This is a genomic window from Nakamurella flava, assembly GCF_005298075.1.
GTDB lineage: Bacteria > Actinomycetota > Actinomycetes > Mycobacteriales > Nakamurellaceae > Nakamurella > Nakamurella flava.
Map to the genome: position 1 here is coordinate 12,687 of NZ_SZZH01000003.1, position 22,433 is coordinate 35,119.

Here is a 22,433-nt window from a genome sequence, read left to right on the forward strand (position 1 = left end):
GAGGCGGATCAGGAGGCGTCGACCGGGCCGACCAGTGCGTCCCGACGGTCGTGCCAGGGTTTGTCCCAGGCCACGTCCTCCGAGCGCAGCGGCTCACGGCAGGCCGTGCAGGTGTCGGCCGAGCGGGTCTCGGCGCCGCAGGCGGTGTGGATGACGGCCATGTGGCCGCCTCCGTCGGGCAGCGTCGTGTGCACCTCCGCCCAGGTGGCCAATGCGTGCAGCACGGGCAGCAGATCCGTTCCGGCCTGCGTCGGCCGGTATTCCGCGTGCGTCCGGCGGGCGGCCCGATAGTCGTTGCGGGTCAGCAGGCCCGCGTCGACCAGGGCCGTGAGCCGGCGACTGAGCACCGAATCGGCGATACCCAGGGACGAGCGGAAGTCCTCGAAGCGGCGCCGGCCGTGCAGGGCGTCGCGCATGATCAGCAGCGACCACGGGTCGCCGACGACGTCCAGGCCGCGGCGCACCGGGCAGAACGCACCGGACCAGTCCGCCCGCACCATGCCGTGCCCCCTCCTGACGCCGAACTGGCTTGCTCGAACGAAGCCAGTGCCGTTAGGGTACCGCGAAACAGGCTTTCGACGAGAGAGCGAGTCTATGGATCGTCGTCCGCACCCGGCCATCGCCGTCCTGGTGGTCGCGTTCCTGGCGCTCGTCGCCGCGGCCGGCTTCCGCGCCGCCCCCGGCCCGCTGATTCCCGCGCTGTCCACGGACTTCGGATGGTCGATCACCTCGATCTCGGCCGCGGTCAGCGTCAACCTGCTGCTGTACGGGCTGACCGCGCCGTTCGCGGCCGCCCTGATGGACCGGTTCGGCATCCAGCCGGTGGCGACGATCGCGCTCGGTCTGGTGGCGCTCGGCAGCGCGGCCACGGTGTTCGTGACCGCCTCCTGGCAGCTGTTGCTCACCTGGGGCCTGCTCATCGGGCTGGGTACCGGTTCGATGGCGCTGGCCTTCGCGGCCACCGTCGCGCAACGCTGGTTCATCCGGAACCGCGGCCTCGCCATGGGCATTCTGACCGCCGGGGGCGCGGCCGGGCAGTTGGTGTTCCTGCCCATCATCGCCGCGGTGGCCACCGGGCAGGGTTGGCGGAATGCCTCGCTCATCATCGCGGCGGTCGCGCTGGCCATCGTCCCGCTGCTGTGGCTGGTGCTGCGCGACTATCCGGAACAGCGTGGAGTGGCCCCGTTCGGCGCGCCGGAGGACTGGACGCCGCCGCCGCGCAAGGCCGGCCGGCCCGCGGCCCGCAGCCTGAACGCCCTGCGCACCGCCGCCCGGGTGCCGGCGTTCTGGGCCTTGGCCGCCGCGTTCGCGATCTGCGGGGCCACCACCAACGGACTCATCGGCATCCATTTCATCCCGTCGGCGCACGACCACGGCATGGCCGAGACGACGGCGGCCGGTCTGCTCGCCGTCGTCGGGATCTTCGACATCGCCGGCACCATCGGATCCGGCTGGCTGACCGACCGGATCGACCCTCGGCTGCTGCTGGTCGGCTACTACACCTTCCGTGGCGTGGGCCTGGCCGTGCTGCCGTTCCTGCTGGCCGACTCCGTGCACCCCAGCATGATCGTGTTCGTCGTCGTGTACGGGCTGGATTGGGTGGCGACCGTCCCGCCGACCGTCGCGCTGTGCCAGCGGATCTTCGGCGCCGACGGCACCGTCGTGTTCGGCTGGGTTTTCGCCTCGCACCAGATCGGTGCGGCCGTCGCCGCTCTCGCGGCCGGCGCGATCCGGGACTCCGTCGGGACCTACACCCCCGCCTGGTTGGGCGGGGCCGGGCTGTGCCTGGTCGCCGCAGTGTTGTCGATCGCCGTCCGTCGGCGTCGCTCCGGTTCCGGCCTCGGCGACGACGTGCGGCCGCTGCCGTCGGGTCCGACCGGGACCGCGGCCACGCCCACCCGGGAACCGGCTGCCACCCCGGGTCCGGCCGCCACCGTGGCCGGTGCGGCGTCCGACCTCACCCCCTGACGCGCCCGTACCGGACGCGACTGGGAGCGACACGCCGTCTCCCCGACACAAAGGCGACCGTCTTTACCGAGTCGCGGGGGAGTGCGGGGTGGGGGAGTCGGTCCGGGCGTAGGCGTCCAGCCAGCGGCCCATCTCCGTCAGGGTGCGTTCACGGGCGGGGGCGCGGGACAGCAGTAGGTCGTGCATGCCGTCCACGATCCGTACGCAGGTGACGTGGGCGCCGAGCCGGACGCAGGCCTGCGCGAGAGCATCCGGATCCAGCACGGTGTCACCGGTGAAGGCCTCCTCGGTCCACTTGGTGGCGCGCACCGCCTTGTCCGACAGCAGGGTCAGCACCGGGGTGCCGACGTCCAGACCCGCGGCCACCCGGCCGATCGCCCGGCTGGCGGCGGCGTACCACTCGGCCCGCACGGGGCCGCCGGCCACGGGCTTCCACGTCAGGTCGAACGTCCACTCGCCGTACTCGGTGGCGTGGATGCTCGGCCCGTAGAGCCCGAGTCCCCCGGTCGGCAGGACGGCCAGCGGTCGACGCTGGGCCAGCAGGGTCACCGACGGGCCGGCCAGGGTGCGGACCAGCCAGTTCGCCGGGAGAGCCAGGAACGGACTGTTGAGCACCAGCGCGGTGATCGTCGGGCCCCCCGGGGGCGACGGAGTCGCGCGGCGGTCGTGCAGCCACAGCGCGGTGATGAGACCGCCGGTCGAGTGCGCGCTGACGACGAGGTCGTCGTGGCCGTCCGCCGCGATCAGGTCGGCCGCCGCCTCGAGTTCCGGGTAGTACTCGCTGACATCGGCCATCCGGTAGGGCGTCTGATGCGGACGCAGGGAGCGGCCGTACTTGTGCAGATCGATGGCGTAGAACGACTCGCCCCGGGCGAGATGGAAGTCGGCCAGGGACGTCTGGTGGAAGTAGTCGGTGAACCCGTGCACGTAGAGCGCGGCGCGGGTCGCGCCGGGGTGTCGCCGGCGGACCACGGTGGCGACGAGCTCGCCCTCCTCGTCCGCGGGCAGCGGGAAAGTCAGCGATTCGTAGTCGTCACCCAGGACATCGGGGACCGGCAAGGAGAAGGACGACGCCGGGTCCGGCGCACCGCTGTTCACGACGGCGACACTACGGTTTCGGTGCTTCGACCCCTGGGTAAGTCGGGCATGGTTCCCCGTTCGTGACGGGGCCGGGTGGTCTTCGAACAAACGGGGACGTCCGACAGTGCGGGTCCGGTGAGAGCCGCCCGCCGGTTCCGGTCGAACAGCCGACCGGTGAACGGAGTCCACCATCACCACCGCCCTGTCGGCGCTGCCCGAACACACCCTCGATGCGGTCGCCCTCCGCCGGGAAGCGATCGCGGTCGACGGATCCGCCACCGCCGCGCTCGGGTTGGCCGCCCGGGTCACCCCTGGTCTGCCGCTCCCCGGCTCCGGTCGCACCGCGCAGCGATGGCAGGCGCTGGCCGCGCTGGCCGACGGTGACATCACGGCCGGCCGGGTGCTCGAGGCCCACACCGACGCCGTCGCGATCCTCGCCGAGGCCGCCGCCGACCCGGCCACCGGCTGGACGGACCACCAGTTGGCCGGCATCGGAGTCGACCCGGCCGGACCGTGGGGCGTTTTCGCCGCCGAGGGCCGGGAGGGCAGGGTCACGGCTGTGCAGACCGCGGACGGCTGGCGACTGACCGGCGTGAAGCCCTGGTGTTCGCTGGCCGACCGGCTGCCGGCCGCGTTGATCACCGCCTTCACCGGCGACGGCACCCGTCGCCTGTTCGCCATCAGCCTGCGGCACCCGGGGGTGACGGTGCGGACCGGGACGTGGCGCGCCCGCGGGCTCACCGACGTGCCGTCCGGGCCGATCGAGCTCGCCGACGTTTCGGCCGTCCCGGTCGGCGACGACGGCTGGTACCTGCGCCGCCCCGGCTTCGCCTGGGGCGGTATCGGGGTCGCCGCCTGCTGGTACGGCGGGGCGGTGGGCCTGGCCCGGTCGATGGCCGACGCCGCCCGCGCGAACCCGCAGCGGCCGGCCGACCAGATCGCGCTCGCCCACCTCGGAGCGGTCGACGCCGCACTCACCGGAGCCCGGGCCGTGCTGACGACGGCCGCGGCGACCGTCGACGGCGGGCGCTGGGACGGGCCGGACGCCGGTCCGACCGCCTCCCGGCTGGCCCTGCGCGTGCGGGCGGTGGTCGCCGCCGCGGTGGAGGACGTCATCGTCCGGGTCGGCCACTCACTCGGCCCGGCCCCGCTGGCGCAGGACGAACGGCACGCCCGGCGGGTGGCCGACCTCCAGCTGTACGTCCGTCAACACCACGCCGAAAGGGATGCCGCGGCGCTGGGTCGCGCCGTCCTGGACGTCGACGCCTGGCCCGACAGCGACGGTCTCGCCGGTCCCGTCGGCGCTTACCCCGACGCGCCCGCGGTCGGCTCGTCGCCCGGGTACCCGGCATGAGCGCTCACATCGACCTCGATCCCGCTGTCGTCCCGACGTTCGACGCCGCGGACCCGGGCACCACGGCCGCCCGGTGGGTCGCGTCGGAACGGCTGCACCAGGTTCCGGTTCTCGATCCGCTGACCGTGAGAGCGCTGATCGTCGTGGTCGCCCACCCGGACGACGAAACCCTCGGCGCCGGTGGGCTGATCGCCCGCTGCGCGGCGGCCGGTGCGGCGGTGACCGTCGTCTGCGCCACCGCGGGGGAGGGATCACACCCGCAGTCCCCGACGACATCGCCGGAGTCGCTCGCCCAGCGACGCCGCGGTGAACTGCTCACCGCCGTCTGCGCTCTCGCGCCCGGAGCCACGGTGGAGCAGCTGGGACTGCCCGACGGCCGACTGGGCGACCACGTCGACATCGTCGCCGCCGCGGTCGGTTCGGTGCTGCCCGCTGGTTCCACCCCCGCCGACTGCTGGGTGGTGAGCACCTGGGCCGGCGACCGCCACCCCGACCACGCCGCCGCGGCGGCCGCCGTCGAGCGAGCCGTGCCGACCGGCGTCGCTCGCGTACTGGCCTGCCCCATCTGGGCCTGGCACTGGGCCGACCCCGCCGGCGAGGACCTGCCGTTCGACCGGATGGTGCGGATCGACCTCGGGCCCGACGAACGACGTCGCAAGCGGATCGCCATCGACAGCTACCCCTCCCAGACGGCCCCGCTGTCCCAGCGACCCGGCGACGAGGCCGTGCTGCTTCCCGGGATGCTCGAACACTTCACCGGTGACGCCGAGTACTTCGTCGCCCGGCCGACGAAAGGCGACACCACCGTGTCGGAGCCCGCAACGCCGACCACCCCGCGACAGGCCCTGCCGGGCAGCTACTTCGAGCGCCAGTACGCGACCGATGGCACCGACCCGTGGGGCTTCGAGGACCGCTGGTACGAGGAGCGCAAGCGGGCGGTCACCATGGCCGCCCTCCCGCGGCGGCGGTTCGCCAACGCCTTCGAACCGGGGTGCGCGATCGGGGTGCTCACCGCGCAACTCGCCGACCGGTGCGACGCCCTGCTGTCGACCGACGTCGCCGACGCCGCCCTGCAGGTCGCCCGGGAGCGACTCCAGTCCAGCCCACACGTGCGGTTCGCCCGCGGCGGCATTCCCGAGCTGTGGCCGGATGGCCCGCTGGATCTCATCGTGCTGTCCGAGGTCGGTTACTACTGCGGCGATCTCGAATTGGGAACGGTGATCGAGCGGATCAGGGCGACCCTGCGCCCGGATGGTGTGCTGCTGGCCTGCCACTGGCGGCACCCGGTGGCCGACTACCCGTTGACCGGTGACGAGGTGCACCAGCGACTGCGCGGCGAGACCGGGTTGCAGGTCCTCGTGGAACACGTGGAGGACGACTTCCGGCTCGACGTGCTCGCCGGCCCGCAGGTCCGGTCGGTCGGCCGCGTCGAGGGTCTGGCGCCATGACCGTCGTGCGACCGCTCGGCACCCCGCGGGGCGGTTGCGCGTCGGTCGACGCGGTGGCCGTCGTCATCCCGGCCCGCGACGAAGAGGCCACCATCACCGCCTGCCTCGAGGCGGTCATGGTCTCGGCCGCTGCGGTCGCCGTTCCGGTGTCCGTCATCGTGGTGGCCGATCGCTGCACCGACGCCACCGCCGAGCGGGCCGCCGCGTTCACCCCGGTGTCTCCGGGACGGTCGGTGACCGTGGTGGCCAGCCGGGCCGGTCAGGTCGGTGCCGCCCGTGACGAGGGCGTCCGATCGGCCCTGCGCTGCGCCGTCGCCGGCGGTGCGGAGCCCCGCCGGGTGTGGATCGCCTGCACGGACGCCGACTCTCGGGTCCCCTCCGACTGGCTGGCCGTGCATGTCGAGATCGCCGACAGCGGAGCTGATCTCGTGCTGGGCACCGTCCGCCCCGATCCGGCCGACCTGCCGTCCGCGCTGCTCGAGAGCTGGTGGCGGCGACACCTGCTCACCGACGGGCACCCCCACGTACACGGAGCCAACCTGGGCGTCCGTGGTGATCGCTACGAGACGGTCGGCGGGTTCCCGCACCTGCCCACCCACGAGGACGTCCGGCTGGCCGATGCGGTGCGTCGTTCCGGTGGCCGGGTGGTGGCCACCGGCCGGGCTCCGGTGCTCACCAGTGGTCGGCGGGTGGGCCGTGCCCCGGCCGGTCTGTCGTCCTATCTGCGGGAGCTGGTCGACCTGGATCCGTCGGCCTGACGGACCAGCCCGGTCAGTCGTCCGGCTGACCGGGGTCGTCCGCGCCCTGCCGCTCGTCGCGGTCCGCCCACTCCAGCAGCGGGGCGATGTCGAAGACGGCCTGGTCGATACCGGCGTGCAGGTCACCGATCTCGGCGTACCGCGCGGGGACGGTGGCGATGGTGAAGTCGTCGGGCACGACGTGGTCGACCTCCGGCCAGGCGATCGGGGTGCTGACGGTGCCCAACGGGTTGCCTCGCACGGAGTAGGCGGCGGCGATGGTGTGGTCGCGGGTGTTCTGGTTGTAGTCGACGAACAGCTTGCGGGGGTCGCGGTCCTTGCGCCACCAGGTGGTGGTGACGTCCTGCGGCGCGCGCCGTTCGACCTCCCGCGCGAAGGCCAACGCCGCCCGTCGGACGTCGGGGAAACCGTGCTCCGGCCGGATCCGCACGTAGACGTGCATCCCGTGCCCGCCGGACGTCTTGGGCCAGCCGACCGCCCCCAGCTCGTCGAGCACTTCCCGCGTCACGTGGGCGACCCGCCGGACCGTGGCCCAGTCGCACTCCGGGCCCGGGTCGAGATCGATCCGCCACTCGTCGGGCTTCTCCGGGTCGGCCCGCCGCGAGTTCCACGGATGGAACTCGACGGTCGACATCTGCACCGCCCACGCGACGGCGGCCAGCTCGGTCACGCACAGCTCGTCGGCCGTGCGGCCGAAGCGCGGGAAGTACAGCCGCACCGTCTGCACCCAGTCCGGGGCGCCGCGGGGCAGCCGTTTCTGATGGACCTTCTCGCCGCTCACGCCGTCCGGGAAGCGGTGCAGCATGCAGGGCCGCTCGCGGAGGGCGTTCACGATCCCGTCCCCGACGGACAGGTAGTAGCGGACCAGATCGAGCTTGGTCTCGCCACGCTCGGGGAAGTAGACCCGTTCCGGGTTGCTGACGCGCACGACCCGGTCGCCGACGGTCAATTCGACCGGCTCGCCGAACGACGCCTTGGCGGCCACCAGTCGCTCAGTCGGTCGGCTCGGTCGACGGCGCCAGGGCGGCCACCGCCTCGGCGATCGGGGTCGATCCGGCGACGAGGTCGACGGTCAGGCCGATGGTCCGGGGCTCGTCCAGCAGCGCCACCAGCACGGCGGCCACGTCTTCTCGCGGGACGTCTCCGCGGCCGACGTCCGATCCCAGGGCGACCTCCCCGGTCCCCGACGCGTCGGTCAACCGACCGGGCCGCAGGACCGTCCAGTCCAGGTCCCGGGATCGCAGGTCGTCGTCGGCGGCCTTCTTGGCCCGCACGTAGGCGGCCCACTGGTCCTGGTCGGGGCCGAAGTCCTGCTCGGCCGCCTCGTCGACCCCGATGGCCGAGATCATGAGGTACCGCCGCACACCGGCGATCTCGGCCGCGTCGGCCAGCAACGCCGCCGCCGCCCGGTCGACGGTGTCCTTACGGGCCACGCCCGAACCCGGACCGGCGCCGGCCGCGAAGACCACGGCCTGCGCGCCCCGCAGGTGCTCGGCCAGTTCCTGGGCCGATCCCGACTCCAGATCGAAGCGGACGGGATGCGCGCCCACCGCGATCAGATCGGCCTCGTGTTCGGGCTTGCGCACCAGACCGACCGGGCGCCGCTCCTGCCCGGCCAGCAGCCGGGCCAACCGCAGCCCGATCTTCCCGTGTCCTCCGGCGATGACGACAGACATGCCCCAACCGTACGCAGTGCTCGCCGTCGGGGCAGCGGACGGTGAACGAAAGAGGCGACGTGGTCGGTTTCGGTCGGCCCGACGGGCGGTACCCATCCGGCAGCGAGCGCCGCAACCGGCGGGCCGCCACTCACCCCCGCACACAGCGTTCGGAGTCGACTGCTGGCGTGTGGGAGGTCGAGACGTCAAACCAGGGAGGACATGTCATGTCGGAGCCGTCGTTGCAGGACCAGGGCACCAGCACTTTCGCCGACCTCGGCAAGCAGATGTGGTCGTACCTGACGGGTAAGGGAGCGGCCATCAACTACGAGTTCGTGGACATGGCCGTGGAGGTTCCGCGGGAGACCGGAGCCGACTCGCCGCGCGCCACGTGGAAGCTCAACGGCACGCTGCGCATCACCACCGCCGAGGGCGTCTCGAAGGGATGACCGTCGGCACTGCGCGGGACTCGTCCGACCTGACCACCACGGTGACGGCTGATCTGCGGATCGACGTCGACCCGGGTGGTGGGGTCGGGCGGGTCACCGCACATCTGGGCGGGTCCGGTGAGCGGCTCACGCTGCGTACTGCGAACGCGGCTGCGTGGTGGCCGCTGCTGTCGGTGCCGGGGGTCATGACCGATGCGTCCGCCTCCGGCCGACGGCGGCTGCGCCGGTCGCCGCGGTTGACCGCCGCCGGGCAGGCGGCCGACGTCCTGCGGGCGCGCGGTCTGCGGGTCGACATCGTCGACGACCACGGCCCCGTGGCCAGCCTCGGCGCCGACGTCCGGTCCCGACCGGGACGCCTCCTCGTCGGGAGCGACGCGTTCGCCATCGCCTCACCACGGGTGGCGGCACGCTGGGCCGGCCCGCTGGTCGCCGACCGGATCAGCGCCGGACGTCGGTTCCTCCGTCGCCTGCGCGGTTGAACCACCGCTGGTCACCTGGATCAGACGTTGAACAGCACCACGGCGAACATCGCGGTCACCACGATCACGACGAGCCAGATGAGGGCGACGAGGATGCGTGACGACCCCGGCAGGGGCATCGGCACCCCGGTCAACGCCTGGGGGTCGATGCAGGCCCGGGTCGGCTGGACGGGGTCGTGGAAGACCGCCAGCGCCGTGCCGCGCTTGGGCATTCCGGCGGCCTGGATGCGCGAGGTGAACGTGACCTCCCGGCCGTCAGCCGTCTGATAGGTGACGACCGGGCGGCGCAGGGGATTGGCCTCGCCGCCCCGACCGGCCGTGAGCTGCTCGTCGACGATCACACCCCGCGCCGACACCCAGCCCTGCGGCACCGAGGGAACCGCTCGTTCCCGGTGGGCGGCGCGGACCTCGCGGGTACCGAACAGACCGGCCAGCACGGCTGGTATCACCAGCAGCGTCAACGCCAACCAGTTCGGCATCCCCTGATTCTGCGGCGACCGGAGCGGTTCCGACCACCCGCGGTTCGCCGGCTTCGCGCCGGGGCGCGCGACATCCGGTCAGGTCCGGGCGACCAAGGCGTCGACCCAGACTCGTCCCGGCTCCGCCCACGCGTCACGGAGCCGCGTGAACGTGTCCCAGGCGGCCACCCCTGGCCAGTCGTCCGGCAGCAAGGGCAGCGGCAGACCGGGATCGGTGCGGGGGAACACCCGCCACGCATCGACCAGCCGCAGGTCGTGGACGAAGGCCGCCTGCTCGCCGCCGTCCCGCAGGACCGTCGCCGGGTCGACGTCTCCCCAGACGGACAGGAACGAACGGTAGAGCTGCGCCAGGCCGGCCAGGTCCCACCAGCGGGCGACCTGGGCCGGCCCGGGCGCGGCGATCGGGGACGGCGTACCGGGATCGTCACCGTTCTGCACGCCGAACCAGGTCACGTACCGGTCGAGGTCGCCGGCGGCCAGCTCGGCGCGCGTCGGGCCGGCCAGGGGGCGGGGGGCGATCCACACGCCGTTGGCCACCGCGCCGAACCCGGAGCCGGCCAGCAGCGTTCGCAGCCGGTGTCGGTGGTCGCGGTCGGACTCCGGCACGGAGAACACGGCCAGCGCCCAGCCCGCCGCGGGGTCGCGGTCGGGGGCGGTGAAGATCCGCCGGTCGCCGCCGGCCAGGTCCCGACGACCGAACTCGGTCAGCGTGTAACCAGCAGCGGTGCCGTGTTTCTCGGCCGTCAGGAATCCGCGGGTCTTCAGGCGGGTCAACGCCTGCCGGCCCGCGGTGGACCCCAGGTCGGCCGCGGCCAGTGCCCGCAACAGGTCGGCGACCGCGATCCAGCCGCCCAGCCGCCGCAGGTGCAGACCGGCGAAGGTGACGATCAGCGACCCGGGCGACCCGGGCCGGTCGGGGGGCAGGACGGCCGACGTCATGGAACTGCTCAGCCGGTCGAGGCCAGGGCGTCGGCGGGCACGTCGGCCGCCGGGGCGACGGGGGCGGCGCCGGCCACGTCCCGCATCACGGCGAGGGCATCCCAGACCTGGGTGAACGACGTCGACAACGGGGACAGGCCGATGCGGATGGTGTTCGGGGTCCGGAAGTCGGCCAGCACGCCGGCCTCCACCAGTCGCAGGCACAGTTCGCGGGCGTCGTCCCGGTCGACACTGACGTGCCCACCGCGGCGGGCGGTCTCGCGCGGGGAGGTGACGGTGAACCCGAGCGGGACCAGCCACTCGTCGGCCAGCGACAGCACGAACTCGGTGAGACCCTCGGCCTTGGCCCGGATGGCGCCGATGCCGGCCTCGGCGACGACCGCAGCCCCCGCCCGCACTCCGAGGATGGCCGGAATGGGCGGCGTGCCCGACCGCATGGCGCTGATCCCTTGCGCGGGGACGTAACCCTGCTCCATCTCGAACGCGTCCCGCCGGCCCAGCCAGCCCCAGATCGGCTGGTCGAGGTGACCGTGGTGCCGGGCATTGGCGTAGAGCAGGGCCGGGGCGCCCGGGCCGGCGCCCAGGAACTTGTAGGTGCAGCCGACGGCGAAGTCGACGTCCCAGGCATCCAGCTCGATCTCGGTGGATCCCACCGAGTGGCACAGGTCCCAGACCACCAGGGCGCCGGCCCGATGGGCGGCCGCGGTGATGGCGGCGGCATCCGCGAGATAGCCGGACTGGTAAGCGATGTGGCTCAGGGTGACGACAGCGGTGCGCTCGTCGGTGACCGCCTCGACCTCGGCGACCGTGACCCCGGACGCGGGTTCGGGGTGGAGCCAGACCAGCTCGAGGTCGAAGTCGCGGGCCAGCGACTCGGCGATGTAGCGGTTGGTGGGGAAGTTGTCGCGGTCGAGCACCACCCGGTTGCGGGCCGGGTCGGCGGCCCGGGCGATGTTCACCGCGGCGCGCAGCGCCTTGTAGAAGTTGACCGTCGTCGAATCGGCGATGACGGTCGTCCCCGGGGCCGCCCCGAGCGCCGCGGCCGCCAGTTCGTCCCCGACCTGCTCGGGCAGTTCCATCCAGCCCTCTGACCAGCCGCGGATCAACCGGCCGGCCCACTGGTCGCGGGCGAAATCGGCCCAGGCGGTGGGGATCTCCCGGAGCGGCCGGCCGAGGGAGTTGCCGTCGAGGTAGGCGACGACGCCGTCGGGGAGCGGCTCGAACCGGTCGTGGAAGCCGGCCAGCGGGTCGCGGGCGTCGAGGTCGAGGGCGTCCTGCCGGGTGGGGGCGGCCATGCTGGTCATCGCTAGTCCTCAGGTGGTCGGAACCGGTCGGGTGGTGGGGGTGTGCTCAGTTGCCGATGTCGGCGCGCACGGCGTACAGCTCGGGGAAGAACGTCAGGTCCAGGGCGCGCCGCAGGAACGGCACGCCGGAGGAGCCGCCGGTCCCCGGCTTGAAGCCGATGATGCGCTCGACGGTCTTCAGGTGCCGGAACCGCCAGGTCTGGAACGAGTCCTCGAGATCGACCAGTTCCTCGCAGGTCTCGTAGACGTCCCACTGCGACTCGGGGGCGCCGTAGATCCGGCCGAAGACCGCGGTCACGCCGTCGTCGAGAGTGTGCGGGGCGGTGCGGTCGCGCTGCAGCACCCGGTCCGGGACGTCATAGCCGCGGCGGGCCAGGAGATCGAGGAAGTCGTCGTAGAGGGATGGTTCGGCCAGGGTGGCCCGCAACCGGTCGGCCGCCGCCTGGTCGTGGTCGAAGACGGCGATCATGGCCTTGTTCTTGTTGCCCAGCAGGAACTCCAGCTCGCGGTACTGCACCGACTGGAAGCCCGAGGACCGGCCGAGCTTGCCGCGGAACTCGGCGTACTCGGACGGGGTCAGCGTGGCCAGCACCGCCCACTGGTCGATGAGCTGGCGCAGCACGTGCTTGACCCGGGCCAGCCGCTTGAGCGCCGGGCCGATCTCGTCGGCCCGCAGATGTTCCTGGGCCGACCGCATCTCGTGCACGACCAGCTTGAGCCAGAGCTCGGTGGCCTGGTGGATGACGATGAAGAGCAGCTCGTCGTGGTGGTCGGTGAGGGGTTCCTGGGCCGACAGCAGCCGTTGCAGGTGCAGATAGCCGGCGTAGTCCAGGTCGCGGATGAGTGCCCGGCCGCTGTCGGCCGCCTCCTCGACGTCCGCGGCGGTGTCGATCAGCCCGGCCTCGACCGGGCGCAGGTTCGCCGCCAGCGGATCGGTGGCCGATCGGTCCTGCTGGTCGGGTGCGACGGGGGACATGGGCACTCCTCTCGACTGGTTCCGAGTGTAGTGCTCAGATGACGGGCGTCAAGGGAACGCTATAAGTCTCTCGGTCCGACACCGCCGGGCGTCGTGGGTCACACCTGACTCCTCGTCGGCGAACCCGACTCCTTGTCGACGAAGAGTTCGGATCCCCGGACGGGAGTCGGGTATGGCGAGAACCGCTGGCGGGCCGGTCACCCCGTGCGGGTCAGGGCGAGGATCCGCTCGGCGGCTGCCGGGTACCGCGCCGTCAGGTCCTCACGCCGGCCCATGGTGATCTGATCCCACTCGAACGGCGGGCTGACGATCGTGGTCACCAGGGTCCAGCGACCGGTCGACGACGAGCCCTGCCACCAACCGGCCGGCACCGTCAGCTGCGGGACCTGTCCGGCCCGCACGTCCGTCCCCATCAGGACCCGGTCGACCTCGCCGGACGGTCCGAGCAGCAGCAGGTCCAGCGGTGCCCCGGCCTGGTGGACATAGACCTCGTCCGCGGTGAGCCGGTGCAGTGCCGAGAAGTCGCCGTCGGCCAGCAGGAACAGGATGGCGCTGGCCGTGTCGTTGGCCCAGGTGCGCCGGAACAGCCCGCCCTCCTCGGGGAGCGGGGCGAGATCGAGGGCCGCGGCGAGGGTCGCTGGGTCGAGGTCGGCAGTCATCGGGCGAGTGTGCCCGGGTATTCGCGCATCGAGAAGACGCTTGTGCTGCGCTGTTCCGTCTTCGGCGCGGCACAAGCGTCCTGTCGATGGGTGATCAGGCCAGCGTGGGCACTCCGGCCAGGGCGGCCTGCAGCTCCGCGTCGGACAGCCCGGAGTCGACCATCTGCCCGCCCAGGTACGACTCGTAGGCGGCCAGGTCGAGCAGGCCGTGCCCGCAGAGTGCGGTGATGATGACCTTCTCCTCGCCGGACTCCTTGCAGGCCAGCGCTTCCCGCATCGCCGCGGCCAGGGCGTGGGTCGGCTCCGGCGCCGGCACGATGCCCTCGGTGCGGGCGAACTGGATGGCCGCGGCGAAGCACTCGGTCTGCTCGATCGCGATCGCTTCCATCAATCCCAGCTCGTAGACGTGCGAGATCAACGGGGCCATCCCGTGGTAGCGCAGCCCACCGGCGTGGATGCGGTCGGGCACGAAATCGTGGCCCAGGGTGTGCATCTTCATCAGCGGCGTGAACCCGGCGGTGTCGCCGAAGTCGTAGCGGTACTCGCCGCGGGTCAGCGACGGGCAGGACGCCGGTTCGACCGCGCGGATCACCGGGGACTGGCGGCCGGCCAGCTTCTCCCGGATGAACGGGAACGCCAGGCCGCCGAAGTTCGACCCGCCACCGGTGCATCCGATGACCAGGTCGGCACCCTTTTCACCGGCCATCTCGAGCTGCAGCAGCGCTTCCTCGCCGATCACGGTCTGGTGCAGCAGCACGTGGTTGAGCACCGACCCAAGGGCGTACTTGGTGTCCTCTCGTTGCGCGGCCACCTCGACCGCCTCGGAGATGGCGATGCCCAGTGAGCCCGAGTGGTCCTCCGGGAACGCTCGTCCGGCCGCGGTCAACCGGGACGGCGAGCGGTGCACGGTGCCGCCGAACGTCTCGATCAGCGTGCGGCGGTAGGGCTTGGCGTCGTAGGACGCCCCGACCTGCCAGACCTCGCACTCCACGCCGAACAGCGAGGACGCGAAGGCCAGCGCCGTACCCCACTGGCCGGCGCCGGTCTCGGTGGTCAGCTTCTTCACGCCGGCCTTGGCGTTGTAGTAGACCTGCGGCACGGCGGTGTTCGGCTTGTGCGAGCCGGCCGGCGAGACGCCTTCGTACTTGTAGTAGATCCGTGCCGGGGTGCCCAGCGCCTGCTCCAGCCGGTGCGCCCGGTAGAGCGGCGACGGCCGCCACAGCCGGTAGATGTCCTGCACCTCGTCCGGGATCGGGATGTACCGCTCGGTCGAGACCTCCTGCAGGATCAGGTCCATCGGGAACAACGGCGCGAGATCGTCCGGCCCGACGGGCTCGTGCGTGCCCGGGTGCAGCGGCGGGGGCGGCGGCTCGGGCAGGTCGGCGACGATGTTGTACCAGTTCGTCGGCATCTGGTCCTCGGACAGCAGGTACTTGTGCGTCTTGATCGTCATCGGGCACTCCCGTCCGGATTCGTCCCCCGGGGCTACCGTGCCCACGGGTCTGGGCATGGTGCCACGCCGGGCGCTTGGCCGGTGTCGCATCCGTACGGCAGGGTCGGGCGGTGACCACCTCGCCGTCGACCGTTCCCGGGGCGCTGTTGCTGACCCCCGGGGCCGGGGCCGGCCGCGACCACCACACGCTCGTCGCGGTCGGGCAGGCCGTCGCCCCGCTGCCGTGTGAACGGTTCGATTTCCCCTACCGGCAGGCCGGCAAGCGGATGCCCGACAAGCCGCCGGTGGCGATCGCGGCCCTGCGGGACGGCGCGGCCGCGTTCACGTCCCGGGTGGGTGTCGCCCCCGAGTCCCTGGTCCTGGGCGGTCGGTCCTACGGCGGTCGCATGTGCTCCATGGCCGTCGCCGAGGGGCTCCCGGCTGCCGGTCTCGTGCTGCTGAGCTACCCGCTGCATCCGCCGGGCAAGCCCGATCGACTGCGGGTCGAGCACTTCGGTGACATCACCGTTCCGGTTCTCTTCGTCGGGGGGACTGCCGACCCCTTCGGGTCACCCGAGGAGTTCGCCGCCCACCTGCCGGCCATCGCCGGGCCGGTGACCACGGTCTGGCTGCCGGGCGGTCACGACCAGCGGCGTTCCGATCCTGCCGTATGCGCGGCGGTGCGGGAGTGGCTGACCGCTCTGGGTGGCGCGGTCGGGTCCACCGAAACGAAGGACTGACAGCACACCGTCATGTCGCGGACACTTTGTGTGACAGACGGGGGTGTCGGATGGCGGAGAACACGGCAGCGCGGCAGGGGACGGGCGGCGAGCCGCACGGGCAGCCGCTGGAACAGTCCATGGTCGGCGAGCAGGTCGCCGTGCTGCGGCGTTCGTGGAAGTACATCGCCCGCAAGACCGTGCGCGAGTTCGGCAAGGACCAGTGCATCGACTCCGCGGCGGCCCTGACGTTCTACGCCGTCCTCGCGATCTTCCCGGCCACCCTGGCCGTCATCTCCCTGCTGCACGTCGTCGGCCAGGGCCGGACCACCGCCGACGCCATGCTCGACATCGCCGACAGCCTCGGGCCGGCGGACATGGCCGCCACCCTGCGACAGCCCATCGAGGCGATGACGACCGCCCCGGCGGCCGGCTGGGGACTGGTGGTCGGCCTGGCCGGTGCGCTGTGGTCGGCCTCGGGATACGTCGGTGCCTTCGGCCGGGCGATGAACCACATCTACGAGGTCCACGAGGGCCGGCCGTTCTGGAAGCTCCGCCCGACGATGCTGCTCGTCACCCTCGTCGCGGTGGTGCTCATCGGGCTCGTCGGCCTCGGGCTGGTCATCACCGGACCGGTCGCCCGCGCCGTGGGCGAGACCATCGGACTGCGCGACACCACTGTCACCCTGTGGAACGTGGCCAAATGGCCGGTCATCCTGGCGATGATCGTCGTCGTGGTCGCCCTGCTCTACTGGGCCACCCCCAACATCCGGCACAGCAAATTCCGGTGGATCACCGCCGGTTCGGTGCTCGCGATCCTCACCTGGGTTGCCGCGTCCCTGCTGTTGGCCTTGTACGTCAGTAAGTTCGCCAACTACGACAAGACCTACGGCTCGCTCGCCGGCGTCGTCGTGTTCCTGATCTGGTTGTACGTCACGAACATCGCGCTGCTGTTCGGCGCCGAGGTCGACGCCGAGATCGAACGCGGCCGCGAACTGCAGGCCGGCCTGCCGGCCGAGGACACCCTGCAGCTGCCACCCCGCGATGTCCGGGCCACGGAGAAGAAGGCCGCCCAGCTGGCGCGCGACGTCGAACTCGGTCGGGCCCTGCGCGAACAGAGCTCCGTAGGGGGTGCCGACCCGGCCCCCGAGAGCCTCGTCGCGAACCGGCGGGCCTGGGGCGCCGGCCGGGGCAGCGCCGCCGACGTCATCGGAGTGGCCGCTGGTCCGGACGGCCCGGCACCGGATCGCAGTGCGGGGGTTTCACCGCGCGGCTGAACGCACACTCTCCGAGACGCGTGCTGCGCCCCCGCACACCCTTCCGAAACAGCGCGGTGAGATGGTGGGGTCGACACTTGACGTCGATGACTGGTGCTCAGCGTGCGTCCGAGTGGGCGTCGAGCGCGGGCACCGCGATCAGGGAGGCACGCCATGCCCGACAGGGCTGACGCACTCGTTCTCTTCGGGGCCACCGGAGACCTGGCCCGTAAGAAGCTCATCCCGGCCATCTACCAGCTGACCGCGGCCGGCCGGCTGGGTGTGCCGGTGGTCGGGGTGGCCCGCAGCGTCTGGGACGACGAACAGCTGCGCACCCACGTCCGTGAGGTGCTGGGCGCCCGCAAGGACACCACCGACGGCGCGGTGACCGGCGAACTCGTCGACAACATGTCGATGATCAGCGGCGACTACAGCGACCCGGAGACCTACCGCGCGCTGGCCGCCCGGCTGGCGGACGCCCAGCGTCCCGTGTTCTACCTGGCCGTGCCGCCGTCGGTGTTCGGCGACGTCGTCGGCGGGCTGGCCAGCGTCGGGCTGGCCAAGCGGGGGCGGGTCATCGTCGAGAAGCCCTTCGGCCGGGACGCGAAGACCGCGGCCGAGCTCAACAACTGCCTGTCGGCCGCGTTCGACCAGCGCGACATCTTCCGCATCGACCACTACCTGGGGAAGGAGTCGGTCGAAGGGCTGCTGGTCTTCCGTTTCGCCAACTCGTTCCTCGAGCCGTTCTGGAACCGCAACTACATCGCCAACGTGCAGGTCACCATGGCCGAGCGGTTCGGCACCCAGGGCCGGGCCGGCTTCTACGACGGCGTCGGCGCCGTCCGCGACGTGCTGCAGAACCACCTCCTGCAGGTCGTCGCGCTGCTGGCCATGGAGCCGCCCATCGCGCAGGATGCGGACGCCTACCGCGACGAGGAACTCAAGGTCCTCAAGCAGATCGCGCCGATCGACCCGGCCCAGACCGTCCGCGGCCAGTACGTCGGTTACCTGGACGAACCCGGGGTGCGGCCCGACTCCACCACCGAGACGTTCGTGTCCACCACCCTGGCCATCGAGTCCTGGCGGTGGGCCGGGGTGCCGTTCCACGTCCGGGTCGGCAAGAACATGCCGGGCAACGCCACCGAGGCCGTCGTCGAGCTGCGGCGCCCGCCGCGGCTGCTGTTCGCCGGCCGCGACGCCGCCGAACCCGCGCCCGGCCTGATGCGCTTCCGCCTCGGCCACGACGACGGCGTCACGATGACGGTGCAGACCAAGGCGCCCGGGTCGCGGACCATCGCCCAGCCGGTCGACCTCAAGGTCGACTTCGAGACCGCCCTCGGCTACCGGCAGGAAGCCTACGAGCGGCTACTCGACGACGCCCTGGACGGGCACCGCCACCGCTTCGCCCGCGAGGACACCATCCAGCAGGAGTGGCGCATCGTCGAACCCATCCTCGACATGGACACCCGGCCGGTCCCGTACTACAAGGGCACCTGGGGCCCGGACTCCTCCGCCATCAAGTCCTGGCACCCGGTCGGTCTGCAGACGGGCTGACCCCTATCCGGTCCACGAACGGCGGCGGAGCACACGCTCCGCCGCCGTTCGCATACCCCGGGACGGTGACACGTCCCCCGGAAGCGGTGAAGGGCGGGCGCGGGGATCGGGCGGTTGCGTGATGTGGTCGGGATCGCATGTTCCCAAGACCACAGGCAAGATCACCGACGACGCTCTGACCTGGTGACATAATCGATTCAGACGGTGTGACCGGGACATCGAAGATCCCAGCCGTCAGAGCGCAATGACGCCTCGCACCGAGTATTCGGAGGCATCCCATGTCCGTCATCACCGCCAAGTTCGCCGCCGCCCGTGAGTTCGTCGCGGAGCACCGCGCCGCCGCCGCCCGTCGTCGGGTCCTCGAGGCCGAACTGGCCGCCTTCTCGACCCCGGCCGATCGCCTGGAGATCGAGGCCATCGTGAGCCGTTACCCCGACGAGGAGACCCGCGAGGTCCGCGACATCCTCGACCGTCAGTTCGTCTGACCCCCACAGCCACTCTCCTGCCGGCACCGGCCCCGCTCCCGTCGTCACGACGGGAGCGGGGCCGTTGTCGTTGCGGCCGGTACGACCTGGACAGGTCTGGGACGGACGCTCGGCCCCTTCGCGGGAACGGACGGGCGGCTCACGCCCGGACGGGAGCGCGGTCGAGTCGCTCGACGTCCCGGGCGGCGCCCTGGTCGGCCGACAGGGCCATAGCGGCGTACGCGCGCAGGGCCGCCGACACCGGACGCACCCGATCACGCGGGCGGTAACCGTCGCCCGCTACCAGGGCGGCCCGGCGGGCCCGCAGTTCGGCCTCCGGCACCTCCAGCTCCAGGGACCGGGCGCGGACGTCGATGGTGACGATGTCGCCGTCCTGCACCAGGGCGATCGGACCGCCGGCGGCCGCCTCGGGGGAGACGTGACCGATGGACAACCCGGACGTACCGCCGGAGAAGCGGCCGTCGGTGATCAGAGCACAGGCAGCGCCCAGGCCCTGGCCCTTGAGGAACGAGGTGGGGTACAGCATCTCCTGCATCCCGGGCCCACCCCGGGGGCCTTCGTAGCGGATGACCACGACGTCGCCGGCCCGCACCCGCTTGCCCAGGATCGCCTCGACCGCGTCCTCCTGCGACTCCACCACCACGGCCGGTCCGCGGAAGGTGAGGATGCGGTCGTCCACGCCCGCGGTCTTCACCACGGCCCCGTCGGGAGCCAGGCTGCCGCGCAGTACCGCCAGGCCACCGTCCGCGGAGTAGGCGTGTTCCACGTCCCGGATGACGCCGGCGGCGGCGTCGATGTCCAGGCTCGCCCACCGCTCGGATTGCGAGAACGCCGTGGCCGAGCGTCGACCGCCGGGGGCGGCGTGGAACAACTCGACCGCCTCCGCCGTGGAGGTGCCGCCGCGGACATCCCAATCGGCCAGCCACCCGGCCAGCGAGTCGGCGTGCACCGCGTGCACGTTCTCGTCGAGCAGTCCGGCCCGCCAGAGCTCGCCCAGCAGGGCCGGCACTCCGCCGGCCCGGTGCACGTCCTCGACCAGGGCCGCGCCGTTCGGGGCGACCTTGGCCAGGCACGGCACCCGGCGGGAGAGGGCGTCGATGTCTGTCAGGTCGTACTCGACGCCGCCCTCCCGGGCGGCGGCCAGCAGGTGCAGGATCGTGTTGGTGGACCCGCCCATCGCGATGTCCAGGGCCATCGCGTTGCCGAACGCGGCCCGGGTGGCGATCGCCCGGGGCAGCACGGTGGCGTCATCGCCGTCGTAGTAGCGGTGGGCGAGGTGCACGGCCGTCGCGCCGGCCTTCTCGTACAGGTTCCGGCGGGCGGTGTGGGTGGCCAGCGTCGAGCCGTTGCCGGGCAGGGCGAGGCCCAGCGCCTCGGTGAGGAAGTTCATCGAGTTGGCGGTGAACATCCCCGAGCAGGAACCGCAGGTGGGACAGGCGTTCTCCTCGATCCGGTCGAGATCGGCGTCGGAGACCGCGTCGTTCGCCGAGTCGGCGATGGCCGAGATAAGGTCCAGTTTCCGCACGGTGCCGTCGACCAGGACGGTGCGCCCGCCCTCCATCGGACCCCCGGAGACGAACACCGTGGGGATGTTCAGCCGTAGCGCGGCCAGCAGCATGCCCGGGGTGATCTTGTCGCAGTTGGAGACGCAGACCAACGCATCGGCGCAGTGCGCGTTGACCATGTACTCGACGGAGTCGGCGATGAGTTCGCGGGAGGGCAGCGAGTAGAGCATCCCGCCGTGGCCCATCGCGATGCCGTCGTCGACGGCGATGGTGTTGAACTCCCGCGCGATCCCGCCGGCCGCCTGGACGGCCGCGCTCACCACCCGGCCGACCGGCTGCAGGTGGGTGTGGCCGGGCACGAATTCGGTGAAGCTGTTGGCCACCGCGACGATCGGCTTGCCGAAGTCCTCGCGGGCGACGCCGGCGGCGCGCAGCAACGCGCGGGCGCCGGCCATGTTGCGGCCATGGGTGACGGTGCGGGAGCGCAGGGCAGGCATGCGTTCCATCGTGCGGACGCCGGCGGAGTGCAGGAAGACGGCGCCGATACTGGTAGTGGCACTACCCGTCGGGGTCTATGCCTGGTCCGGCGGCGCCCGCGGGTCCGTTGCCGCGAGGCTCGCCGAGAGAGGATCGCCGATGGCTGAGGAGGACGCCGACCGGCGCCGGGAGCTCGGCCGGTTCCTGCGGTCCCGCCGTGAGCAGGCGATCCGGGCCGACCACGGGCTGCCGCCGATCGGCCGGTCCCGGGACCGTGGGCTGCGGCGCGAGGAGGTCGCCGTTCTCGCCGGGGTCAGCGTCACCTGGTACACGTGGGTCGAGCAGGGCCGGCCCATCCGGCCGTCGCAGTCGGTGCTGGACGCCGTGGCCCGAGCCCTCCGGCTCACCCGCGCCGAGCACGAGTTCGTGGTGTCGCTCGCCGGTCCGGGACTGTCCGCTCCGGACCGGACGACGGCGGTCGAGGACGCGCCGCCACACCTGCAGCGGCTGCTCGACGCGCTCGACCCGAACCCGGCGTTCGCGCTCGCCCCCGACTGGGGCATCGCCGGGTGGAACGCCGGCTACCAGCACCTCTACCCGAACGTCGCCGCAGTGCCGAGGCCGGACCGCAACCTGCTGTGGGCGGTGTTCACCGATCCGACCGTGCGCCAACTGCTACCCGACTGGGGTGAGACCAGCCGGCAGTTCCTCGGGGAGTTCCGGGCCGAGACCGGTGGTCGGTCCGGCGATCCGGCCGTGCGCGCGCTCGTCGAGCGGCTGTCCGCGGTCAGTCCGGAGTTCCGGGATGCCTGGGACCGGTACGACGTCCGCGGCTTCGCGTCCCGGGAACGGCGGTTCCGGACGGCGGACGGCGGCACGGCCCGCTTCGAGCACCACCAGCTCACCCCGACCGACCATCCCGACCTGCGGCTGGTCGTCTACACCCGGCTGCCGTGACGCCCCGCCAGCGGGGTCGCGTGTGATCACCCAGCGGCCGGGTACTGGCCGGGCGACTGATCAACGAACCGTGGAGGGTGCGCCATGACTGAACCGGACCGAACTCCCGACGCCTCCGACGCCGCGGAAGAACGCGCCGGCGCGACCGAGGACTACGGCGGGGTGCCGATCAGCGACGAGGAGCTGTCGGAGGTCTGGCAGGCCCCCGATGCCTCCGCCGACGCGGGTGAACCGGGTTCGGAGCCCTCGTCCTGAGGTGACCGCCTCGGCTGGCCGTCGGAGCGTCTTTCGCCCGGCGGCCAGCTGTCCGTATTCACCCTGGTCGGCACGAAGGTCATCGGCTGTACTGCTCGGATGAGTCTTCGCCCACCCCCACGGATGCCGTCTCCCGCTCACTCGTCCTCGGCGCTCACCCGGCGTCGAGTCATGCAGCTGGGTGGGGCGGCGGGCGTCATGGGGCTCCTGGCCGCATGTGGCGGAGGTGGGGGATCGTCGCCCAC

General features: G+C 72.2%; 23 protein-coding genes. 12 read left to right on the forward strand and 11 right to left on the reverse strand.

What is annotated here, in order from left to right; translation table 11 throughout:
* Window positions 1-8: 8 nt before the first annotated feature.
* Window positions 9-500 carry a winged helix-turn-helix transcriptional regulator gene (locus FDO65_RS11825; RefSeq protein WP_137449936.1) on the reverse strand — a complete coding sequence of 164 codons (492 nt, stop codon included), beginning with the start codon at window positions 498-500 and terminating at the stop codon, window positions 9-11.
* 94 nt (window positions 501-594) lie between these two features.
* On the opposite strand from FDO65_RS11825, the gene FDO65_RS11830 reads away from it, so the two are divergent.
* Window positions 595-1,968 carry an MFS transporter gene (locus FDO65_RS11830; RefSeq protein ID WP_137449937.1) on the forward strand — a complete coding sequence of 458 codons (1,374 nt, stop codon included), beginning with the start codon at window positions 595-597 and terminating at the stop codon, window positions 1,966-1,968.
* Between the two features lie 63 nt (window positions 1,969-2,031).
* On the opposite strand, the gene FDO65_RS11835 is transcribed toward FDO65_RS11830, so the two are convergent.
* Entirely contained in the window at window positions 2,032-3,066 is a 1,035-nt protein-coding gene (locus tag FDO65_RS11835; RefSeq protein WP_166442156.1) for an alpha/beta hydrolase, read from the reverse strand.
* Window positions 3,067-3,340: 274 nt separating this feature from the next.
* Here FDO65_RS11835 and FDO65_RS11840 point away from each other — a divergent pair, with 274 nt between their 5' ends.
* Genes FDO65_RS11840 through FDO65_RS11850 form a run of 3 tightly spaced genes read left to right on the forward strand, consistent with a single transcriptional unit; the run spans window position 3,341 to window position 6,608 of the window.
* Window positions 3,341-4,402, forward strand: coding sequence for an acyl-CoA dehydrogenase family protein (locus tag FDO65_RS11840; protein ID WP_205849998.1), 1,062 nt, complete (start codon window positions 3,341-3,343; stop codon window positions 4,400-4,402).
* Entirely contained in the window at window positions 4,399-5,850 is a 1,452-nt protein-coding gene (locus FDO65_RS11845) for a bifunctional PIG-L family deacetylase/class I SAM-dependent methyltransferase (protein WP_137449939.1), read from the forward strand. The genes FDO65_RS11840 and FDO65_RS11845 overlap by 4 nt, the downstream gene beginning before the upstream one ends.
* A complete protein-coding gene (locus FDO65_RS11850; RefSeq protein WP_137449940.1) occupies window positions 5,847-6,608 on the forward strand; it encodes a glycosyltransferase family 2 protein in 762 nt (253 codons plus the stop codon). Before FDO65_RS11845 ends, FDO65_RS11850 begins: the two co-directional genes overlap by 4 nt.
* 13 nt (window positions 6,609-6,621) lie before the next feature.
* Here the strand turns inward: FDO65_RS11850 and ligD are convergent, their stop codons facing one another.
* Window positions 6,622-7,593 carry a non-homologous end-joining DNA ligase gene (gene ligD / locus FDO65_RS11855; RefSeq protein WP_137449941.1) on the reverse strand — a complete coding sequence of 324 codons (972 nt, stop codon included), beginning with the start codon at window positions 7,591-7,593 and terminating at the stop codon, window positions 6,622-6,624.
* Between the two features lie 7 nt (window positions 7,594-7,600).
* On the reverse strand, window positions 7,601-8,284 hold the full coding sequence (locus tag FDO65_RS11860; protein ID WP_137449942.1) for an NAD(P)H-binding protein: 684 nt from the start codon (window positions 8,282-8,284) through the stop codon (window positions 7,601-7,603).
* A 206-nt stretch (window positions 8,285-8,490) separates the two neighbouring features.
* On the opposite strand from FDO65_RS11860, the gene FDO65_RS11865 reads away from it, so the two are divergent.
* Window positions 8,491-8,712: a hypothetical protein gene (locus tag FDO65_RS11865; RefSeq protein ID WP_137449943.1), complete on the forward strand. Its 222-nt coding sequence runs from the start codon at window positions 8,491-8,493 to the stop codon at window positions 8,710-8,712.
* Window positions 8,709-9,191: a hypothetical protein gene (locus FDO65_RS11870; protein WP_166442157.1), complete on the forward strand. Its 483-nt coding sequence runs from the start codon at window positions 8,709-8,711 to the stop codon at window positions 9,189-9,191. The genes FDO65_RS11865 and FDO65_RS11870 overlap by 4 nt, the downstream gene beginning before the upstream one ends.
* A gap of 20 nt (window positions 9,192-9,211) precedes the next feature.
* Here the strand turns inward: FDO65_RS11870 and FDO65_RS11875 are convergent, their stop codons facing one another.
* From FDO65_RS11875 to FDO65_RS11900, 6 genes are all read right to left on the reverse strand, one after another.
* Window positions 9,212-9,670 carry a DUF3592 domain-containing protein gene (locus FDO65_RS11875; RefSeq protein ID WP_137449945.1) on the reverse strand — a complete coding sequence of 153 codons (459 nt, stop codon included), beginning with the start codon at window positions 9,668-9,670 and terminating at the stop codon, window positions 9,212-9,214.
* Window positions 9,671-9,748: 78 nt separating this feature from the next.
* Window positions 9,749-10,609, reverse strand: coding sequence for a PaaX family transcriptional regulator (locus FDO65_RS11880; RefSeq protein ID WP_137449946.1), 861 nt, complete (start codon window positions 10,607-10,609; stop codon window positions 9,749-9,751).
* 8 nt (window positions 10,610-10,617) lie between these two features.
* Entirely contained in the window at window positions 10,618-11,913 is a 1,296-nt protein-coding gene (locus tag FDO65_RS11885) for a kynureninase (RefSeq protein ID WP_137449947.1), read from the reverse strand.
* 46 nt (window positions 11,914-11,959) lie between these two features.
* On the reverse strand, window positions 11,960-12,889 hold the full coding sequence (locus FDO65_RS11890) for a tryptophan 2,3-dioxygenase (RefSeq protein ID WP_137449948.1): 930 nt from the start codon (window positions 12,887-12,889) through the stop codon (window positions 11,960-11,962).
* A 197-nt stretch (window positions 12,890-13,086) separates the two neighbouring features.
* Window positions 13,087-13,548 (reverse strand): cupin domain-containing protein, encoded by a 462-nt coding sequence (locus FDO65_RS11895; RefSeq protein WP_137449949.1) that lies wholly within the window; start codon window positions 13,546-13,548, stop codon window positions 13,087-13,089.
* 94 nt (window positions 13,549-13,642) lie between these two features.
* Complete coding sequence (locus FDO65_RS11900) at window positions 13,643-15,001, reverse strand: TrpB-like pyridoxal phosphate-dependent enzyme (RefSeq protein WP_137449950.1); 1,359 nt, start codon at window positions 14,999-15,001, stop codon at window positions 13,643-13,645.
* A gap of 110 nt (window positions 15,002-15,111) precedes the next feature.
* Between FDO65_RS11900 and FDO65_RS11905 the strand changes: the two genes are divergently transcribed.
* The 4 genes from FDO65_RS11905 to FDO65_RS11920 all read left to right on the forward strand — a co-directional run bounded on the left by FDO65_RS11905 (window position 15,112) and on the right by FDO65_RS11920 (window position 18,994).
* Window positions 15,112-15,720, forward strand: a complete 609-nt coding sequence (locus FDO65_RS11905) for an alpha/beta hydrolase family protein (RefSeq protein WP_137449951.1) — start codon at window positions 15,112-15,114, stop codon at window positions 15,718-15,720.
* Window positions 15,721-15,839: 119 nt separating this feature from the next.
* Window positions 15,840-16,976, forward strand: a complete 1,137-nt coding sequence (locus FDO65_RS11910) for a YihY/virulence factor BrkB family protein (RefSeq protein WP_420847538.1) — start codon at window positions 15,840-15,842, stop codon at window positions 16,974-16,976.
* A 153-nt stretch (window positions 16,977-17,129) separates the two neighbouring features.
* A complete protein-coding gene (zwf, locus tag FDO65_RS11915; protein WP_137449952.1) occupies window positions 17,130-18,509 on the forward strand; it encodes a glucose-6-phosphate dehydrogenase in 1,380 nt (459 codons plus the stop codon).
* A 278-nt stretch (window positions 18,510-18,787) separates the two neighbouring features.
* Entirely contained in the window at window positions 18,788-18,994 is a 207-nt protein-coding gene (locus FDO65_RS11920; protein ID WP_137449953.1) for a hypothetical protein, read from the forward strand.
* Between the two features lie 139 nt (window positions 18,995-19,133).
* On the opposite strand, the gene ilvD is transcribed toward FDO65_RS11920, so the two are convergent.
* Window positions 19,134-20,996, reverse strand: coding sequence for a dihydroxy-acid dehydratase (gene ilvD, locus FDO65_RS11925; protein WP_137449954.1), 1,863 nt, complete (start codon window positions 20,994-20,996; stop codon window positions 19,134-19,136).
* 139 nt (window positions 20,997-21,135) lie between these two features.
* Between ilvD and FDO65_RS11930 the strand changes: the two genes are divergently transcribed.
* Together FDO65_RS11930 and FDO65_RS22180 are read left to right on the forward strand one after the other, a co-directional pair.
* Entirely contained in the window at window positions 21,136-21,933 is a 798-nt protein-coding gene (locus FDO65_RS11930; RefSeq protein WP_137449955.1) for a helix-turn-helix transcriptional regulator, read from the forward strand.
* Window positions 21,934-22,017: 84 nt separating this feature from the next.
* A complete protein-coding gene (locus FDO65_RS22180) occupies window positions 22,018-22,188 on the forward strand; it encodes a hypothetical protein (protein WP_166442158.1) in 171 nt (56 codons plus the stop codon).
* Window positions 22,189-22,433 lie beyond the last annotated feature (245 nt).

Bases quoted from the DNA above. Each gene is read 5' to 3' on its own strand.
- FDO65_RS11900 (WP_137449950.1), bottom strand. From the start codon at position 15,001: ATGACGATCAAGACGCACAAGTACCTGCTGTCCGAGGACCAGATGCCG.
- FDO65_RS11885 (WP_137449947.1), bottom strand. From the start codon at position 11,913: ATGACCAGCATGGCCGCCCCCACCCGGCAGGACGCCCTCGACCTCGAC.
- zwf (WP_137449952.1), top strand. From the start codon at position 17,130: ATGCCCGACAGGGCTGACGCACTCGTTCTCTTCGGGGCCACCGGAGAC.
- FDO65_RS11825 (WP_137449936.1), bottom strand. From the start codon at position 500: ATGGTGCGGGCGGACTGGTCCGGTGCGTTCTGCCCGGTGCGCCGCGGC.
- FDO65_RS11895 (WP_137449949.1), bottom strand. From the start codon at position 13,548: ATGACTGCCGACCTCGACCCAGCGACCCTCGCCGCGGCCCTCGATCTC.
- FDO65_RS11920 (WP_137449953.1), top strand. From the start codon at position 18,788: ATGTCCGTCATCACCGCCAAGTTCGCCGCCGCCCGTGAGTTCGTCGCG.
- FDO65_RS11930 (WP_137449955.1), top strand. From the start codon at position 21,136: ATGGCTGAGGAGGACGCCGACCGGCGCCGGGAGCTCGGCCGGTTCCTG.
- FDO65_RS11870 (WP_166442157.1), top strand. From the start codon at position 8,709: ATGACCGTCGGCACTGCGCGGGACTCGTCCGACCTGACCACCACGGTG.
- FDO65_RS22180 (WP_166442158.1), top strand. From the start codon at position 22,018: ATGACTGAACCGGACCGAACTCCCGACGCCTCCGACGCCGCGGAAGAA.
- FDO65_RS11875 (WP_137449945.1), bottom strand. From the start codon at position 9,670: ATGCCGAACTGGTTGGCGTTGACGCTGCTGGTGATACCAGCCGTGCTG.
- FDO65_RS11910 (WP_420847538.1), top strand. From the start codon at position 15,840: ATGGTCGGCGAGCAGGTCGCCGTGCTGCGGCGTTCGTGGAAGTACATC.
- FDO65_RS11860 (WP_137449942.1), bottom strand. From the start codon at position 8,284: ATGTCTGTCGTCATCGCCGGAGGACACGGGAAGATCGGGCTGCGGTTG.
- ilvD (WP_137449954.1), bottom strand. From the start codon at position 20,996: ATGCCTGCCCTGCGCTCCCGCACCGTCACCCATGGCCGCAACATGGCC.
- FDO65_RS11850 (WP_137449940.1), top strand. From the start codon at position 5,847: ATGACCGTCGTGCGACCGCTCGGCACCCCGCGGGGCGGTTGCGCGTCG.
- FDO65_RS11880 (WP_137449946.1), bottom strand. From the start codon at position 10,609: ATGACGTCGGCCGTCCTGCCCCCCGACCGGCCCGGGTCGCCCGGGTCG.
- FDO65_RS11865 (WP_137449943.1), top strand. From the start codon at position 8,491: ATGTCGGAGCCGTCGTTGCAGGACCAGGGCACCAGCACTTTCGCCGAC.
- FDO65_RS11845 (WP_137449939.1), top strand. From the start codon at position 4,399: ATGAGCGCTCACATCGACCTCGATCCCGCTGTCGTCCCGACGTTCGAC.
- FDO65_RS11890 (WP_137449948.1), bottom strand. From the start codon at position 12,889: ATGTCCCCCGTCGCACCCGACCAGCAGGACCGATCGGCCACCGATCCG.
- FDO65_RS11830 (WP_137449937.1), top strand. From the start codon at position 595: ATGGATCGTCGTCCGCACCCGGCCATCGCCGTCCTGGTGGTCGCGTTC.